This window comes from Alteriqipengyuania abyssalis (assembly GCF_019857185.1).
Taxonomy (GTDB): domain Bacteria; phylum Pseudomonadota; class Alphaproteobacteria; order Sphingomonadales; family Sphingomonadaceae; genus Alteriqipengyuania; species Alteriqipengyuania abyssalis.
Window position 1 is genome coordinate 340163 of the sequence record NZ_JAHWXP010000002.1, and the last position, 16394, is coordinate 356556.

Genomic DNA, 16394 nt, shown 5'->3' on the forward strand with positions numbered 1-16394 from the left:
CTTCTTCAGGGGCTTGTGGAACGTATTGCCTTTCGGCACCGTTGCTAGCGGATCGAAGGGGGTCTGATCTCGCCATGCAAACGGCAGCAGTTGTAATCGCAGCGGTCGGCGCGCTGGGTATCGGCGCGCAATGGATCGCGTGGCGGACCAATTGGCCTGCCATCGTCCTGATGCTGGCCGCGGGCTTCCTCGCCGGCCCGATCCTCGGCCTGTTCGATCCCGAAGAAACCTTCGGCTCCCTGTTGGAGCCCATGATAGGAATCGGGGTCGCCCTGATCCTGTTCGAAGGCGGCCTCAGCCTCAGTTTTCGTGAACTGCAGCATTCGGGCAGCGCGGTCTGGCGGCTCGCCACGATCGGCGTTGCGGTCGGCTGGGCGCTCGGTGCGGCGACCGGATACTACGTCGCCGGGCTGGTGTGGCCGGTGGCGATCCTGTTCGGCGGAATCCTCGTCGTCACCGGGCCCACCGTGGTCCTGCCGCTGCTGCGTCAGTCCAACGTCCAGACGCGGCCGGCCTCGATCCTCAAGTGGGAAGCAATCGTCAACGATCCCACCGGCGCGCTGTGCGCGGTCATCGCCTACGAATATTTCCGCAAGATCGCGGAGAGTCCGGGCGCCTCGCTGTTCGAGGTGGTGCCGCCGCTGATCTTCGCCGCGGTGATCTCGGGCCTGATCGGCTATGCCGCCGCGTGGGTCATCTCCTACCTCTTCCCGCGCGGCGCGGTGCCCGAATACCTCAAGGTGCCGGTGCTGTTCTCGCTCGTGATCGCCGTTTTCGTGGTGTGCAACATGATCGAGCACGAGGCGGGGCTGGTCGCGGTGACCGTGATGGGCGTCGCGCTGGCCAATATGGACGTTTCGTCGCTGCGTAGTATCCACCCGTTCAAGGAAAACATCGCGGTTCTGCTGGTCTCGGGCATCTTCATCCTGCTGTCCGCCTCGCTCAGCTACGACGATCTGCAATATCTCAACTGGCGCTTCGGTGCCTTCCTGCTCGCGCTGCTGTTCTTCGTCCGGCCGGCGACCGTGCTGATCAGCCTGCTCGGCAGTCCGATCCCTTGGAACGAGCGCCTGTTCCTCGCCTGGATCGCCCCGCGCGGGATCGTGCTGGTCGCCATCTCCGGCCTGTTCGCCCTGCGTCTGAGCGAGCTAGGCTATGGCGACGGCAACGTGCTGATCGGGCTGAGCTTCGCGGTGGTCGTCGCGACCATCGTCGCGCACGGCTTCACCGTCGATCTCGTGGCCAAGCTGCTCAAGGTGAAAGGCACGGATCGCCCGGGTCTGATCATCGCGGGCAGCACGCCGTGGACGATCGCGCTCGCCAAGCAGATGCACGAGCTCAAGACCCCGGTGATGATCGTCGATTCGAGCTGGCAGCGCCTTGCCGCAGCACGGCGCGAAGGCCTGCCCTATTATCACGGCGAATTCCTCAACGAGGCGACCGAGCACAATCTCGACCTCAATCCCTATCAGGTGCTGGTCGCCGCGACCGAGAACGAGGCGTATAACGCACTGGTCTGCAACGAGTTCGCGCACGAGATCGGGCGAGACAGCGTGTACCAGCTGGGCGAAGCGGTCGAGGACGACCGGCGTGCGCTCCCGGGCAGCCTGCGCGGCCGCGCGCTGTTCGAATCGGGTTTCGGGGTGGCCGAGGTCGATCAGCGACAGAAGGAAGGCTGGGTCTTCCGCCGGACCAAGCTGACCGAGGAATTCACTATCGACGATGCGCGCGAGAAGCTGGGCGAGAAGGCCAACATGCTGCTTCTGCTGCGCGAAAACGGCACGATGCGCTTTTTCACCCACGCGGCCCGGCCAGAACCGCGCGCCGGGGATATCGTCATCACCTATACGCCCCAGCACCTCAAACGCGCGGAGGCCGAATCGGCCAAGCGCGAGGCGGGGCAAAAGGACGCGGGCAAGAAGCCGTCTGACAAGCGGGAGCCCGGGCAGGCGGGCGGGAAGCCCAAACCGGCATGAGTGAGCTGATACGAACTGGTAATCGAAGGAGGGTGGCCATGCGTGGCCCGATGATTGTTCTGGCGCTGGGCGCGCTGCTCGTGGCTTGCAACAGCGAGGAGCCGAGCCCTTCGCCGACCCCGACGCCCAGCGCGACCGCGAGCGACAGCCCGCCGGAAAACAATTCGATCATCCGCCCTGACATCGAAGTGGAGCGGCCGCCGATCGCGCTCGAACCGCTGCGGACCACGATCCCCTTCGGGGCCGGTGGCACCGAGCTGGACGAGACCGCGATGGCTGAACTCAACGGCCTGCTCGGCACCGATCAGTGGAAGCAGGTCGAGCGGGTAATCCTGCGCGGGCACAGCGACGCGGGCGGCCCCGACCGGGTCAACATGCGCGTGTCGGAAGAGCGTGCGCAGGCGGTCGCCGACTGGCTGATGGAGCAGGGGCTGACCGAGGACCAGATCAGCATCATCGCCTTCGGCGCGCAGAATCCTGTCCAGCCGAACCTGCTGCCCAATGGTGAACCCAACGAGCGGGGCCGTGCGGCCAATCGCCGGGTCGAGATCACCATTCTGGTCCCAAAGGGCGCGACCATTCCCGATCCCGGGCCGACGGTGACGCCCACGCCCACCGGTCCGCCATCCTCGCCAGCACCGGGCACCTCGCCCACGCCAAGCGCGTCCGGCCCGGGCGGGGCGCGCTAGGCGGGGTTATCAGACCCTGGCCTGCGCGCTCGCGATGGCGCCGAGCAAAGGCTCGGCCAGCTCGCGGCGGCAGATCAAGAGGTCGGGCGAAAGCGCCTCCGCGCGGTTGTAGCGCAGCGCAGATCCGTCGATCCGCGAACAGTGCAGGCCATGCGCCTGTGCCACCGCAACCGGCGCGCAATTGTCCCACTCGTACTGCCCGCCGCTGTGGAGGTAGGCGTCCGCCTCGCCGCGCACCACGGCCATCGCCTTGGCGCCTGCGCTGCCCATGCCGACCAGCTCCAGCCCGACCTTCTGCGCAACGTCCTCTGCCAGAGCGGGCGCACGGCTGCGGCTGACCACCATCTTGCCGGTCTTCCCGGTTGCCCGTGCCTCTGCCGGATCGCTGGAGAGGACGATGCCCAGATCGGGCAGGGCCACCGCACCCACTCGCGCCTCGCCGTCGATCGACAGGCCGACATGGACCGCCCAGTCGCTGCGTCCCTCGGCAAATTCGCGTGTGCCATCGACCGGGTCGACGATCCAGACGCGGTCGTGCGAGAGGCGCTCGGCACTGTCCTCGCTCTCCTCCGACAGAATTCCGTCATCGGGCCGGTGCTGGCGCAACGCGGGCATCAGGAAGGCATTGGCCGCCTTGTCCCCCGCATCGCCCAGACTGCGCCCTTCGACCAGCCCACTCGCGCGCACCGCCAGCGCAATGCGCCCGGCCGCCTCGGCCAGTGCTGCGGCCAGCTTGGTGTCCTCGGCAAAGCTCATTTGAGCGGCAGGATCTGCGCGATGATATGGTCGGCGGCTTCGTCCACGCTCATGTCGACGGTGTTCACCCTGATCTCCGGTTGCTCGGGCGGCTCGTAAGGGCTGTCGATCCCGGTGAAGTTCTTCAGTTTGCCCTCTCGCGCCTTCCTGTAGAGGCCCTTCACGTCGCGTTCCTCCGCCACTTCCAGCGGCGTGTCGACGAAAATCTCCACGAACTCGCCTTCGGGCAGCATGTCGCGGACCATCTTCCGCTCGGCACGGAAGGGGCTGATGAAGGCGGTCAGCACGATCAGTCCTGCATCCGCCATCAGCTTGGCAACCTCGCCGATCCGGCGGATATTCTCAATCCGGTCGGCCTCGGTGAAGCCGAGATCCTTGTTCAGCCCGTGGCGCACATTGTCTCCGTCGAGCAGGAAGGTGTGCCGGTTCATCAATGCCAGCTTCTTCTCCACCGCATTGGCGATGGTCGACTTGCCCGAGCCGGAAAGCCCGGTGAACCACAACACCCGCGGGGTCTGGTTCTTCAGCGCCGCATGATGCTCGCGCGCGATGTCGGTCGGCTGCCAGTGCACGTTCTGCGCGCGACGCAGCGCGAAGTTGAGCATCCCGCAAGCGACCGTCGCATCGCGTTCCTTGTCGATCAGGATGAACCCGCCCAGCGCCTTGCTATCGGCATAGGGCTCGAACGCGATCGGGCGGTCGGTGCGCAGTTCCAGCACCCCGATGCCGTTCAGCTCCAGCGTCTTCGCCGCCAGCCGGGAACCGGATCCGGCGGGATTGTTGACGTCGATCTCGTACTTGGGCGCGGCGAGCGTCGCGGTGACGGTGCGCGTGCCTATCTTGAGCCAGTATCCGCGACCCGGCTTCATCGCGGTCTGGTCCATCCACACCACGCTCGCTTCGAACTGGTCGGCGACCTGCGGCGGATCGTCCGCAGCGCTGATGACGTCGCCGCGGCTGCAATCGACCTCTTCGGCGAGCGTCAGCGTGACCGACTGCCCGGCCACCGCCTGTTCCAGCGGCCCGTCGAAGGTATGGATCGCCTCGATCGTCGCCTGCGCGCCCGAGGGGAGCACGCGCACCGCGTCACCCGGGCGAACGGTGCCATCGCTGACCAGCCCGGCAAACCCGCGAAAATCCTGGTTGGGACGGTTGACCCACTGCACTGTCATCCGGAACGGACGCGCCTGCGCATCCTCGCCCGCCAGCGGCACCGCCTCCAGCGCCTCGACCAGGCTTGGGCCTTGGTACCAATCGGTCGCGGCCGAGCGTTCGACGACATTATCGCCCCTGAAGCCCGAGATCGGGATTGCGGTCAGACCCTCGAACCCGAAATCCTTCGCGAAGGCGGCGAAATCGTCGCGGATCGCCTCGAAGGTGGCGCGGTCGTAATCGACCAGATCCATCTTGTTCACCGCGAGGATGACGTGGCGGATACCCAGCAGCTGCGCCAGGAACGCGTGCCGCCGGGTCTGCACCAGCACGCCCTTGCGCGCATCGACCAGCAGGACCGCGGCATCGGCGGTCGATGCGCCGGTCACCATGTTGCGTGTATACTGCTCATGCCCCGGAGTGTCCGCGACGATGAACTTGCGCTTTTCGTTGGCGAAAAAGCGGTAGGCGACATCGATCGTGATGCCCTGCTCGCGCTCGGCGGAAAGGCCGTCCACCAGCAGCGCGAAATCGAGGTCCTGCCCCTGCGTGCCGACCCGCGCGCTGTCGCTTTCGAGCTGGCCGAGCTGATCCTCGAACACGGCGCGCGAATCGTACAGCAGCCGTCCGATCAGGGTCGACTTGCCGTCATCCACGCTGCCGCAGGTGATGAAGCGCAACAGCCCCTTGTCGCGATGGCGTTCCAGATAGGCATCGATATCTCGCGCGATCAGCGCATCGGGGCGGTAGGTCCGGTCTTCGGCGTCGGCCATCAGAAGTACCCCTCCGCCTTCTTCTTCTCCATCCCGGCACCGCCTTCGTCCTTGTCGATCGCGCGGCCCTGCCGTTCGCTGCTGGTGGTCAGCAGCATTTCCTGCACCACGTCGCGCACGGTCGCCGCTTCGCTCTCCACGGCACCCGTCAGCGGATAGCAGCCGAGCGTGCGGAAGCGGACAGAACGCATCTGGGGCTGCTCGCCCTCGCGCAGCGGGAAGCGTTCGTCCTCGACCATCAGCAGCATCCCGTCGCGCTCCACCACCGGGCGCGGGGCGGCGAAATAGAGCGAGGCGATCTCAATCCCCTCGGCCATGATGTATTGCCAGATGTCGAGCTCGGTCCAGTTGGACAGCGGGAAGGCGCGGATGCTCTCGCCCGGAGCCTTGCGGGTGTTATACAGGTTCCACAATTCGGGCCGCTGGTTCTTCGGGTCCCACGCGTGGGTCGCGGTGCGGAAGGACAGCACGCGCTCCTTGGCGCGGCTCTTCTCCTCGTCGCGCCGCGCGCCGCCGAAAGCCGCGTCGAAGCCATAGTGGTCGAGTGCCTGCTTGAGCCCTTGCGTCTTCCACATGTCGGTATGCAGCGCGCCATGGTCGAACGGGTTGATCCCGCGCTCCTTCGCCTCGGCGTTCTGCCACACCAGCAGTTCCATCCCGGCATCGGCGGCGGACTTGTCGCGCATCGCGTACATCTCGCCGAACTTCCACGTCGTATCGACATGCAGCAGCGGGAAGGGCGGGGCGGACGGGTGGAACGCCTTGCGCGCGAGATGGAGCATCACCGCGCTGTCTTTCCCTGCGGAATAGAGCATCACGGGCCGCTGCGTTTCCGCCACGACCTCGCGCATGATATGGATCGCCTCCGCCTCGAGGCGCTGGAGATGGGTAAGTGCAGACATCGCGGCCTCACATGGCCGGTGATGCCCGCAGCGCCAAGATAGAATGGCTTGAAGCGCCAGAAGCGATTGACGCCCCGCCATCGCCGGTGGCAAAGGCATGATCCTGAAGCGGGCGGGTATAGCATAGTGGTAATGCTCCAGCCTTCCAAGCTGGCTAGAGGGGTTCGATTCCCCTTACCCGCTCCAGTTTTTCGCAGAAAATCTGGAAGCTTTTCTCGATTTTCCTCGGTGCTGTTCGCTCCGCCGGGACTGCGTTCCGGCTGCGCGGCACCTGCGGACGCGCGGTCGCGCTTGCCATCGCGTCGCGATGGAGGTCAGCAATTCCTTGCCGGTACGGGGAGGGGGACCAAACGCAGTTTGGTCGAGGGGCCCGCTAGCGACCCGAACCCACCGCCATATTGTCGATCAGCCGCGTAGCCTGGATATGCGCGGCGACCAGCAGGCGGGCGGGGCGACTGCCCAGCGTATCGATCCGGTCGAGTGAGGCCGCATCGGCGAGCGCGGCGTAGTCGACCTTCGAAAATCCGCCTTCGATCAGCCTGTGCTCCAGATCGCGCAGCGCGGCGCCTACGGGCGCGCCTGCTTCGATCCGGGCGATCGCCTGACGCATCGCAGTCGGCAGCACCGCGGCCTGCGCGCGGGCGGTCTCGTCGAGATACCGGTTGCGGCTCGACAGCGCGAGCCCGTCCGCCTCGCGCACGGTAGGCACGCCGAGAATCGCGTCCGCATAGGGCAGTGAGAGATCGAGATCGCGCGCCATGCGGCGGATCACCGCGAGCTGTTGCCAGTCCTTCTCGCCGAACAGAGCGACATCGGGGCGGACCTGATTGAACAGCTTGCACACCACCGTGGCGACCCCGGCGAAGTGGCCCGGGCGGCTCGCTCCGCAGAAATCCGCGCTGACGCCCTCGACCGAAATGCTGGTCGCGAAACCATCGGGATACATCTCTTCCGCGTTGGGCGCCCACAGCGCGTCCACGCCTTCGCCTTCGAGCAGTCGCGAATCCGCCTCCAGCGTGCGCGGATAGGCGTCCAGATCCTCGTTCGGGCCGAACTGGGTCGGGTTGACGAAGATCGACACCACCACGCGGTCCGCCTTTTCGCGGGCTGCGCGCACCAGAGTCAGGTGCCCTTCGTGCAACGCGCCCATGGTCGGCACGAAGGCAATGCTCTCGCCCTTCGCACGCCAGGCCTCGATGGCACTGCGCAGGTGATCCAGCCGGTGAAGCGATTGCATGGGTCAGACCCCTCCGATAGATGATTGGCGACGGCCTAGCCTTGGCTGGCCCTGTTCCGCAATCAGCAAAGGATCGCCGCGCACGTGACTGGCCACCGCCCCCATCGCATCGTCTTCGCCAACGAAAAAGGCGGGACCGGCAAATCGACCACCGCAGTCCACGTGGCGGTCGCGCTGGCCTATCAGGGTGCGCGGGTGGCTGCGATCGATCTCGACCACCGTCAGCGCACGATGGACCGCTATTTCGAAAACCGCGACGAAACCGCACGGCGGCGCGGTATCGTGCTGCCGACCGCGCGGTGCGAGGTGTTTGCAGGCGGGAATGCCGAGGCGCTGGAGGAAAAGGCGAAGGAACTCGCCGCCGATGCCGATTTCCTGCTGTTCGACACGCCCGGTCGCGACGATCCGCTGGCGCAGCATGCGGCCAAGGAAGCCGATACGCTGGTCACTCCGCTCAACGACAGTTTCGTCGACTTCGACCTGATCGGCCAGGTCGATGCGGAAAGCTTCAAGGTCCGCCGCCTGAGCTTCTATGCCGAGGCGATCTGGGAGGCGCGGCTGGCGCGCAGCAAAACCACGATCGAGCAGAACCGCCCGCAGATGGACTGGGTGGTGGTGCGCAACCGCACCGGCCATACCGAGGCGCGCAACATGGTCCGCATCGAACGCGCGCTGACCGAGCTGAGCAAGCGGGTCGGTTTCCGCGTCTCCTCGGGCCTGTCCGAGCGCGTGATCTATCGCGAGCTGTTCCCCTCGGGCCTGACCCTGCTCGACAAGGGGCATCTGGGCGATCTGGGGACCAGCCATCTCGTCGCGCGGCAGGAGCTGCGCCAGCTGGTCCAGAACCTGAACCTGCCGGTGCCAGAAGGGGCCGATCGAGCGCTGGAAGCTGCATGATCCGGTTCCTGATCATCGCCGCCTTGCTCAGCGTGGTTTGCCGCTGGGCGTTCGGGCGATGGCCATGGGACTTCCTCAAACCGGCCCCGACCCGATCGCAGGCGGTGTTTCGTGCGCGCAAGCTGCTGGATGTGTCTGCGGATGCCAGCCACGCGCAGATCATCGAGGCGCACAAGCGGCTGGTAAGCCAAGTCCACCCGGACCGGGGTGGCAGCGCAGCCCAGGTGCACGAGGCCAACGCCGCGCGCGACATCCTGATCGACCAACTTCCGCCAAGCGAGAAACCGAGATGAGCCACGCCTTCGACCCGACCATTCTGCGCGAATATGATATCCGCGGCATTATCGGCGAAACGCTTGAGGCGGACGATGCGCGCGCGATCGGGCGCAGCTTCGGCTCGATGCTCAAACGCAGCGGCGGATCGCGCGTAGCGGTCGGTTATGACGGGCGGCAAAGCTCGCCGATGCTCGAACACGCGCTGGTCGAGGGACTGACCGCGAGCGGGTGCGATGTCGTACGGGTCGGGCTCGGCCCAACGCCGATGCTCTATTACGCGGAAGCCTCAGCGGATGATGTGGATGGCGGCATCCAGATAACCGGCAGCCATAATCCCCCCAATTACAACGGCTTCAAGATGGTGTTTCAGGGCCGCCCGTTTTTCGGGTCGGACATCCAGCACCTCGGCGAAGTGGCCGCCGCGGGCGAGTGGGAGGATGGCACCGGCAGCGTTGTCGATCGCCCGCTGATCGACGCCTATGTCGAGCGGTTGCTGGAAGGGCTGGACGGGATCGACCCGGCCTCGCTCGCGGATATCAGGATCGGCTGGGACGCGGGCAATGGCTCGGCCGGTCCCGCGCTCGAAAAGCTCGTCGCGCGGCTGCCGGGTGAGCATCATGTGCTTTACGCAGAGGTCGATGGCGCCTTCCCCAATCATCATCCCGATCCGACGGTCGAGGCGAATCTGGCGGACCTGCGCGCGCTGGTCGCGGACAAGCAGCTCGACTTCGGAATTGCCTTTGACGGCGACGGGGACCGGATCGGCGCGATCGATGGCGAAGGCCGCGTGATCTGGGGCGACCAGCTGCTGATGATCTATGCGCAGGATCTGCTGGAAAGGCGCGCCGGGGCGACAATTATCGCCGATGTGAAGGCCAGCCGCGCGCTGTTCGACCATGTCGAGGCGCATGGTGGCAAGCCGGTGATGTGGAAGACCGGCCATTCGCTGATTAAGTCCAAAATGAAGGAAACTGGCGCGCCGCTCGCGGGAGAGATGAGCGGGCACGTGTTCTTCGCCGATACCTATTACGGCTACGACGATGCGCTCTACGCCGGGGTCCGGCTGATCGCGGCATCGGCGCGGCTGGGGCGTTCCGTCACCGAATTGCGCGGGGCGATGCCCGACATGGTCAACACCCCCGAAATGCGTTTTCAGGTCGAGGAGACCCGCAAGTTTGCTGCGGTCGAGGAGGTGCGCGACCGGCTGGCCAATTCCCCGGCTGAGGTCGATGCGACCGACGGCGTGCGCGTCACCACCAATGACGGCTGGTGGCTGCTGCGCGCCTCGAACACGCAGGACGTGCTGGTTGCGCGCGCCGAAAGCGACAGCGAGGCCGGCCTTGCGCGACTGATGCAGCAGATCGACGAGCAACTGGCGCTGTCGGGCCTCGAACGCGGGCCGCAGGCGGGGCATTGACGCCGAGAAACCAAGAAGGGGAGACCATCATGAAACATTTCCCGTTTGCCCCCGCGCTGGGCGCGCTGGCGTTGGCCGCAGCACAGCCCGCGTTCGCGCAGGATGTGCCCGATGAGCAGCCGGGCGAAGCGAGCGAGTTCGCCTCCGACGGTCAATCCGATAAGGAAATGATGGAGCCCGACTTCGAGAAGGAGATGGGCACTGCGGTGATGGGCATGATGGGCGCAATGGTGGCGCAAATGTTCCAGCCCGCGCCGCTCGAGCCTGCCGCCGAAGCGCGCCTGCCCGATGCGCAGGTGGTTGCCGGACAGCTGGTGCCCGAGGGTGTGCTGGGCGCGATGATGGGGCGGCTGATCGATTCGATCACCGGCCCGGTCTTCACCATGATGGGCGGGATCGGCGGAATGAGCAGCGAAGAGCTGGCCGGCTACACCGGTATCGCCAAGGACGACGTCGATACGTTGAGCGAGGAGCAGCGCGAGGAGCTGACCGAGATCTTCGACCCGGTCTACGAAACTCGCACCACTGCGGAAATCGAGGCGATTACCGGCGTGCTCAACCAGGCCTTCGTCGCGCTCGAGCCTGGAATGCGCGAAGGCCTCGCGCGGGCCTATGCCGGCCATTTCAGCGATGCGGAACTGGCCGAATTGGAGGCCTTCTTCGCCACCCCGACCGGGGCCAAGTTCGCAGCCCAGAGCTTGCCCAGCTACTCCGACGCCCAGGTGATCGCGGGCATGATGCAGTCCGCGCCCGCACTGATGATGCAGATGCCGCAGCTGATCGAGCAGGTCGAGGGCGCCGACCTCGGCCTTCCCGAGCCGCGCCGCTACGACGATCTCACCCCGTCGGAACAGCGCCGCGCGGCCGAACTGCTGGGCGTCGACCAGGCTACCCTGCGCGCACGCATGGCCGAGGCCGAGCTAGCGACAGCCGAAGGGGCAGAGGCGGAGTCCGAAGAGGGCGTGGACGCGGCAGAGGCTGACGATAGCTTCGAGGATGCGATGGAGGATGTCGGCACCGAATAGTCGCGCGGCTCCATCGGGGCGCTGGTGCATTATAACGACATGACCGGCACCGGCATACCGCCTGAAATCGAAACCTGGTTCGCGGGGCGCGGCTGGCGCATCCGCGATCACCAGCGCGCGATGCTGGAGGCGAGCGACCAGGGCGACCACGCGCTGCTGGTGGCCGATACGGGTGCGGGTAAGACGCTGGCGGGGTTCCTGCCGACGCTCGCGGCTTTCACTCCCTCGCGGCTGGGTGATGCGAAGCCGCCGGAGGGGTTGCACACGATCTACGTCTCGCCGCTCAAGGCGCTGGCGCAGGATGTGCAGCGCAACCTGATCGCTCCGATCGAGCAGATGGGCCTGCCGATCAGTGTCGAGACGCGCAGCGGCGATACCTCGTCCGATCGCAAGCGCCGCCAGCGCGACAAGCCACCCAATGTGCTGCTGACCACGCCGGAGAGCCTCTCCCTCCTGCTCTCCTACCCCGAGAGCTTCGACATCTTCGCCGGATGCCAGCGGATCGTGATCGACGAGATCCACGCCTTCGCCACAGGCAAGCGTGGCGATCTGCTGGCGCTGTGTCTTGCCCGGTTGCAGGCGATCGCGCCGCAGATGCAGCGTGCTGCGCTCTCCGCCACGGTCGCCAACGAAGAGGGCTTTCGTGCCTGGCTGGCGCCCCATGGCGAGATAGACCGGGTCGCAGTGGTGCAGGGCGAGGCGGGCGCTCCGCCCGAAGTGGAAATCCTGCTGCCCGACGAGAACCGCGTGCCGTGGGGCGGCCATGCGGCGACCTGGGCAATCCCGCAGCTCTACGAGCTGCTCAGGCAGAATCGCACCACGCTGGTCTTCACCAACACGCGTTTCCTCGCCGAATATATCTTCCAGCACCTGTGGGATGTGAACGAGGACAAGCTTCCGATCGGCATCCATCACGGCTCGCTGAGCCGCGAGGCGCGCGAGAAGGTGGAGGGGGCGATGGCGGCGGGCGAACTGCGCGCGCTGGTCGCCACCGCCAGCCTCGATCTGGGGGTGGACTGGGGCGATATCGACTGCGTCGTGCAGATGGGCGCGCCAAAGGGCTCCAGCCGCCTGTTACAGCGTGTGGGGCGCGCAAATCACCGGCTCGACCAGCCCAGTCGGGCGCTGCTGGTCCCCGGCAACCGGTTCGAATTTCTCGAAGCGCAGGCAGCCAAGGACGCGGTCGACGAGGGCCAGCGCGATGGCGAGCATTTCCGGCCCGGCGGGCTCGATGTGCTCGCCCAGCATGTGATGGCCTGCGTCTGTGCCGCGCCGTTCGAGGAGGCCGAGCTGCTCGCGCAGGTGCGCAGCTGCCTGCCCTATGCGTGGATAGACGAGGACGTGTTCGCGCGGGTGCTGAACTTCGTCGCCACCGGGGGCTACGCCCTCAAGGCCTACGACCGGTTCCAGCGGATCGTGCGCGACCGGTCGGGCGAATGGCGGCTGACCCACCCGCAGCATGCCGCGCGACACCGGCTGAATGCGGGCATCATCATGGATGCGCAGATGCTGGAGGTGCGCTTCAGGAACGGCCGGTCACTGGGCCGGGTGGAGGAGAACTTCGCCGCGCAGCTTTCCCCCGGCGATACCTTCGCCTTCGCCGGCACTTCGCTGGAGGTCGAGCAGCTGCGCGACATGGAGATCGTCGTGCGCGCATCGAGCAAGTCGGCGATGATCCCGAGCTATGGCGGGGCGCGCATGCCGCTGACCACGCATCTGGCCGACCGGGTGAGGGCGATGCTGGTCGACCGCGCGGGCTGGGCGCGCTTTCCCGACGATGTGCGCGAGTGGCTGGAGATGCAGGACTGGCGCAGCGAGCTGCCCGGGCCGGACAATCTGCTCGTCGAAAGCTTCCCGCGCGGTGGCCGCGAATACACGGTCTACTACACCTTTACCGGCTGGAACGCGAACCAGTCGCTGGGCATGCTGATCACCAAGCGGATGGAGGATCGCGGGCTGATGCCGGGCGGCTTCGTTGCCAACGACTATTCGCTGGCGGTGTGGGGCCTGAAGCCGGTCGAGGATCCTGCGCCGCTGCTGTCACCCGATATCCTGGCACACGAACTCGTCGACTGGGTGCAGGACTCGCATCTGCTGCGCCGCTCCTTCCGAGAGGTGGCGGTGATCGGCGGGCTGGTCGAGCGACAGCATCCGGGCAAGCGCAAGACCGGCAAGCAGGTCACCTTCTCGACCGACCTGATCTACGAAGTGCTACGCAAGTACGAGCCAGAGCATGTGCTGCTGGAGGCTGCATGGGCGGACGCACGCACGAGGCTGACCGATGTGGGCCGGCTGGGCGATCTTCTCGATCGGGCGCAGGGCGACCTCGTCCATGTCCGGCTCGACCGTGTGAGTCCGCTCGCGGTGCCGGTTATGGTCATGATCGGGCGCGAAAGCCTGCCGCAGGGTTCGGTAGACGACGAATTGTTACTGGAGGCCGACACCCTCGCAAGCGAGGCGATGCGGCCCGCCCACTAGGGCATGCCCGCACAAGACGTTGAAAGTATTGCTTTCCGGGAAGGGCGGCAATTCGGGTTGCGACCCGCGCGGCCTGGCAATGGGGTGTTGGCGAGCGCGCACGAAAAAGGGGGCGGATCGCTCCGCCCCCTGATCGCCTGGCTGCATCGGAATGCTGCCTGATATGTAACCGGACCTACTTGCCGAAGGTGCGGTACTGTTCGTTGCCGACGAAGCCGAACTTCGTCACGCCCGAGGCCTTGATGATGTTCAGCGTCTTGGCCGAGAGGTCGTAGCTGGCGAGGGGCTCGGGCTCGAACTGCAGTTCGGGCTCGGGCTCGATATCGCGGGTTAGCTGGAGATTGCGGACCAGCTGGCCCTGGTTGATGGCCTCGCCGTTCCACAGGATCTCGCCGTTCTGGGTCAACACGATCTTGTTCTTGACCGGGTCGATATCCTGCTGCGGATCGTTGGGGTTGGGCTGCGGAAGGTCGATGTTGACCGCGTGGGTCGCCACCGGGATCGTGATGATGAACATGATGAGGAGCACGAGCAGGACGTCGATCAACGGCGTCATGTTCATGTCCATCATCGGGGCGCCATCATCGGAACCGCCTGACATAGCCATGGGTGTGGTCTCCTAAATCTTTGTCTGCGGTCGATCAGGCGTCCGGATCGACCGGGTTCGAGATGAACCCGACGGTCGGATAGCCTGCTGCCTGCACATTGTAGATCGTGCCCGCGACACACCGCCAAGGTGCGTTCACGTCGCCGCGAATGTGCACCTGCGGGATCAGGTCGGGCTCGGCCTTGATGGCTTCCGGCCCACCTGCACGCTGCACGATGCTGTCGAGACGCTCGAAAGCCTGGTCGTACAGCTCTTCCGAGGTCACCGGCGTGGTGTTGCCGAAGTAGACCCGGCATTCGCCGTCGCGCACCGCACCGCTGTAGCCCGGTTCACCGGCCGAGTTGCCGTTGGCATCGGTGGTGCTCACCGTGAGCTGCAGGTTCTCGACCTTGTCCTTCGATTCTTCCGATTCGAAGACCGGAATCTGGAGCTTCTCGATCGTCTGGATCGCGACAGGAACCGCAATCAGGAAGATGATGAGAAGCACCAGCATCACGTCCACCAGCGGAGTGGTGTTGATGTCTGCCATCGGCGTATTGCCGTCGCCTCCCGTGGAAATCGCCATGGTTTGCGTCCTATTCCGTTATGTGACCAGAGAAGTGAGCGAAGGGGGCCGCGCCACCAGCGATGGGCGGCCCCTGTCGACTTACTTCTTGACGGTCTTGGCGGCCTGCTGCGTCGAGGCGGCGGTCATCGGGCGAACCGAGCCGTTCGAGTTGACGTAGGCCAGCAGGTCGGTCGAGAAACCGGTCAGCAGTTCGGCGATCCGCTTGTTGCGGGCCATCAGCCAGTTGTAGGCGAACACCGCGGGCACGGCGACGAGCAGACCGATCGCGGTCATGATCAGCGCTTCACCGACGGGGCCGGCAACCTTGTCGATCGAGGCCGAACCGGCGAGGCCGATGTTGATCAGCGCGCGGTAGATCCCGATCACGGTGCCGAGCAGGCCGACGAACGGCGCGGTCGCACCGACGGTGGCGAGGAAGGCGAGGCCGCCGTTGAGGCGCGACATGATCGCATCCTGCGAACGCGCGAGCGAACCGTGCATCCAGTCGTGCGCTTCCATGCTGTCGGTCATCTTGCCGTGCGAAGCCTGGGCCGCGACGGTGTCGTCGACCATCTGGCGCCATGCGCTGTTCTTGTCGAGCTTGCCCGCGCCTTCTTCGAGGCTGTTGGCACGCCAGAACTGGCTGCGGACCTTCTTGTACTGGCCCAGCACCTTGTTCTGTTCGAGCATCTTGGTGATCAGGATGTAGAACGAACCGACCGACATGATCACGAGCACGGCAAGAATGGTCCAGGCGATCGGGCCGCCCTGTTCCATCGCTTCCATGAAGCCGAACTGAGTCTGCGGACCTGCGTCACCGCCAGCCGCCATAAGATTGATGAACATCGCGAAGTCTCCAAAAAAATGTCTTAACCAGTAACCTCGACGCGCCCCCGATCTGCCCTGCAGCAGGGGGCGCGCCGTTCAAATCAGTTGGGAATTTCCCAGCGAACCGTTCCGGAGAACGACCCGGCATCGCCCCGGAACCGAGCGCGACGCTCGATCAGGCGGCAGGTAGCGTCCTTGAGCTCTCCCGGTGCGCTCCCACCTGTGATCGAGCAGCCCGAAACCCGGCCATTGCTGCCGATCGACAGCGTGAACGACACGGTGCCCGAGTAGTCGCGGCTGATCCAGCTCGACCGGTAGTCCGAATCGGTGATCCAGTTCCCGTTCGACGGCCGCGGCGGATTGGCCGGCGGTGGCGGCGGGGGAGGCGGCGGCGGCGGCGCGGGAGGCGCAACCGGTGCTGCCGGAGGAATCCGCAGCGCCGGCGGTGCGGGCGGCGGAATCGTCTGCTGCGTACGCACCTGCGGCGGGTTCGTCGCAACCGAAATCGGCGGCGGCGGAGCCACGGGCGGCGGCGGAGCCGTTTCAGGCTGCGGCTCAGGCGGCGGCGGCTCTTCCTCGGGTTCGGGGGGCGGCGGTTCTTCGATATCGACTGTCGTCACCCGTTCCACGACCTTCTTGACGGCTGAATAGGCCAGGCCGGTAATGAGGACGTAGCCGATGGCGACATGAATAAGACCGACTATGATGATCGCGACAATCTTGTTGCCGCTCATCTGTTGATCTGAATAAGCCATGCAGTCGCATCACTCCATCAAGCACCGGGCGCGGCCCGGCGATCATGTCCGGCGGCTGCACCGGACGGCGATAGTTTAC

At 65.8% G+C, this 16394-nt stretch carries 15 protein-coding genes and 1 tRNA gene; 8 read left to right on the plus strand and 8 right to left on the minus strand.

The features are described 5' to 3' along the window. The first annotated feature begins 74 nt into the window (after positions 1-74). Positions 75-1976, plus strand: a complete 1902-nt coding sequence (locus KYN89_RS06795) for a cation:proton antiporter (RefSeq protein WP_222824390.1) — start codon at positions 75-77, stop codon at positions 1974-1976. A gap of 38 nt (positions 1977-2014) precedes the next feature. Beyond that, positions 2015-2665 carry an OmpA family protein gene (locus KYN89_RS06800; RefSeq protein WP_248285058.1) on the plus strand — a complete coding sequence of 217 codons (651 nt, stop codon included), beginning with the start codon at positions 2015-2017 and terminating at the stop codon, positions 2663-2665. Positions 2666-2674: 9 nt separating this feature from the next. On the opposite strand, the gene KYN89_RS06805 is transcribed toward KYN89_RS06800, so the two are convergent. Genes KYN89_RS06805 through cysD form a run of 3 tightly spaced genes read right to left on the minus strand, consistent with a single transcriptional unit; the run spans position 2675 to position 6248 of the window. Further along, complete coding sequence (locus tag KYN89_RS06805; RefSeq protein WP_222824391.1) at positions 2675-3421, minus strand: 3'(2'),5'-bisphosphate nucleotidase CysQ; 747 nt, start codon at positions 3419-3421, stop codon at positions 2675-2677. Beyond that, positions 3418-5346 carry a sulfate adenylyltransferase subunit CysN gene (gene cysN, locus KYN89_RS06810; protein WP_222824392.1) on the minus strand — a complete coding sequence of 643 codons (1929 nt, stop codon included), beginning with the start codon at positions 5344-5346 and terminating at the stop codon, positions 3418-3420. Before cysN ends, KYN89_RS06805 begins: the two co-directional genes overlap by 4 nt. Then, on the minus strand, positions 5346-6248 hold the full coding sequence (cysD, locus tag KYN89_RS06815) for a sulfate adenylyltransferase subunit CysD (protein WP_222824393.1): 903 nt from the start codon (positions 6246-6248) through the stop codon (positions 5346-5348). The genes cysN and cysD overlap by 1 nt, the downstream gene beginning before the upstream one ends. A 112-nt stretch (positions 6249-6360) precedes the next feature. Here cysD and KYN89_RS06820 point away from each other — a divergent pair. Next, a tRNA-Gly gene (locus KYN89_RS06820) sits at positions 6361-6434 on the plus strand. 187 nt (positions 6435-6621) lie between these two features. Here the strand turns inward: KYN89_RS06820 and panC are convergent. After that, positions 6622-7485: a pantoate--beta-alanine ligase gene (gene panC / locus KYN89_RS06825; protein WP_222824394.1), complete on the minus strand. Its 864-nt coding sequence runs from the start codon at positions 7483-7485 to the stop codon at positions 6622-6624. A gap of 84 nt (positions 7486-7569) precedes the next feature. Between panC and KYN89_RS06830 the strand changes: the two genes are divergently transcribed. The 5 genes from KYN89_RS06830 to KYN89_RS06850 are packed head-to-tail and all read left to right on the plus strand — an operon-like array spanning position 7570 to position 13578. After that, positions 7570-8382 carry a division plane positioning ATPase MipZ gene (locus KYN89_RS06830; protein WP_197634930.1) on the plus strand — a complete coding sequence of 271 codons (813 nt, stop codon included), beginning with the start codon at positions 7570-7572 and terminating at the stop codon, positions 8380-8382. Beyond that, positions 8379-8675, plus strand: coding sequence for a DnaJ domain-containing protein (locus KYN89_RS06835; protein WP_222824395.1), 297 nt, complete (start codon positions 8379-8381; stop codon positions 8673-8675). Before KYN89_RS06830 ends, KYN89_RS06835 begins: the two co-directional genes overlap by 4 nt. Then, entirely contained in the window at positions 8672-10075 is a 1404-nt protein-coding gene (gene pgmG, locus KYN89_RS06840) for a phosphoglucomutase/phosphomannomutase PgmG (protein WP_222824396.1), read from the plus strand. The genes KYN89_RS06835 and pgmG overlap by 4 nt, the downstream gene beginning before the upstream one ends. A 29-nt stretch (positions 10076-10104) precedes the next feature. Further along, positions 10105-11100 carry a DUF2059 domain-containing protein gene (locus tag KYN89_RS06845; RefSeq protein ID WP_222824397.1) on the plus strand — a complete coding sequence of 332 codons (996 nt, stop codon included), beginning with the start codon at positions 10105-10107 and terminating at the stop codon, positions 11098-11100. 39 nt (positions 11101-11139) lie between these two features. Next, positions 11140-13578, plus strand: a complete 2439-nt coding sequence (locus KYN89_RS06850) for a ligase-associated DNA damage response DEXH box helicase (RefSeq protein ID WP_222824891.1) — start codon at positions 11140-11142, stop codon at positions 13576-13578. A gap of 175 nt (positions 13579-13753) precedes the next feature. Here the strand turns inward: KYN89_RS06850 and KYN89_RS06855 are convergent, their stop codons facing one another. From KYN89_RS06855 to KYN89_RS06870, 4 genes are all read right to left on the minus strand, one after another. Beyond that, positions 13754-14185 (minus strand): ExbD/TolR family protein, encoded by a 432-nt coding sequence (locus tag KYN89_RS06855; RefSeq protein ID WP_222824398.1) that lies wholly within the window; start codon positions 14183-14185, stop codon positions 13754-13756. 34 nt (positions 14186-14219) lie between these two features. Beyond that, a complete protein-coding gene (locus KYN89_RS06860; protein ID WP_222824399.1) occupies positions 14220-14750 on the minus strand; it encodes an ExbD/TolR family protein in 531 nt (176 codons plus the stop codon). Positions 14751-14831: 81 nt separating this feature from the next. After that, on the minus strand, positions 14832-15578 hold the full coding sequence (locus KYN89_RS06865) for a MotA/TolQ/ExbB proton channel family protein (RefSeq protein WP_222824400.1): 747 nt from the start codon (positions 15576-15578) through the stop codon (positions 14832-14834). An 83-nt stretch (positions 15579-15661) separates the two neighbouring features. Continuing rightward, positions 15662-16294, minus strand: a complete 633-nt coding sequence (locus KYN89_RS06870) for an energy transducer TonB (RefSeq protein ID WP_222824401.1) — start codon at positions 16292-16294, stop codon at positions 15662-15664. Positions 16295-16394: the final 100 nt, after the last annotated feature.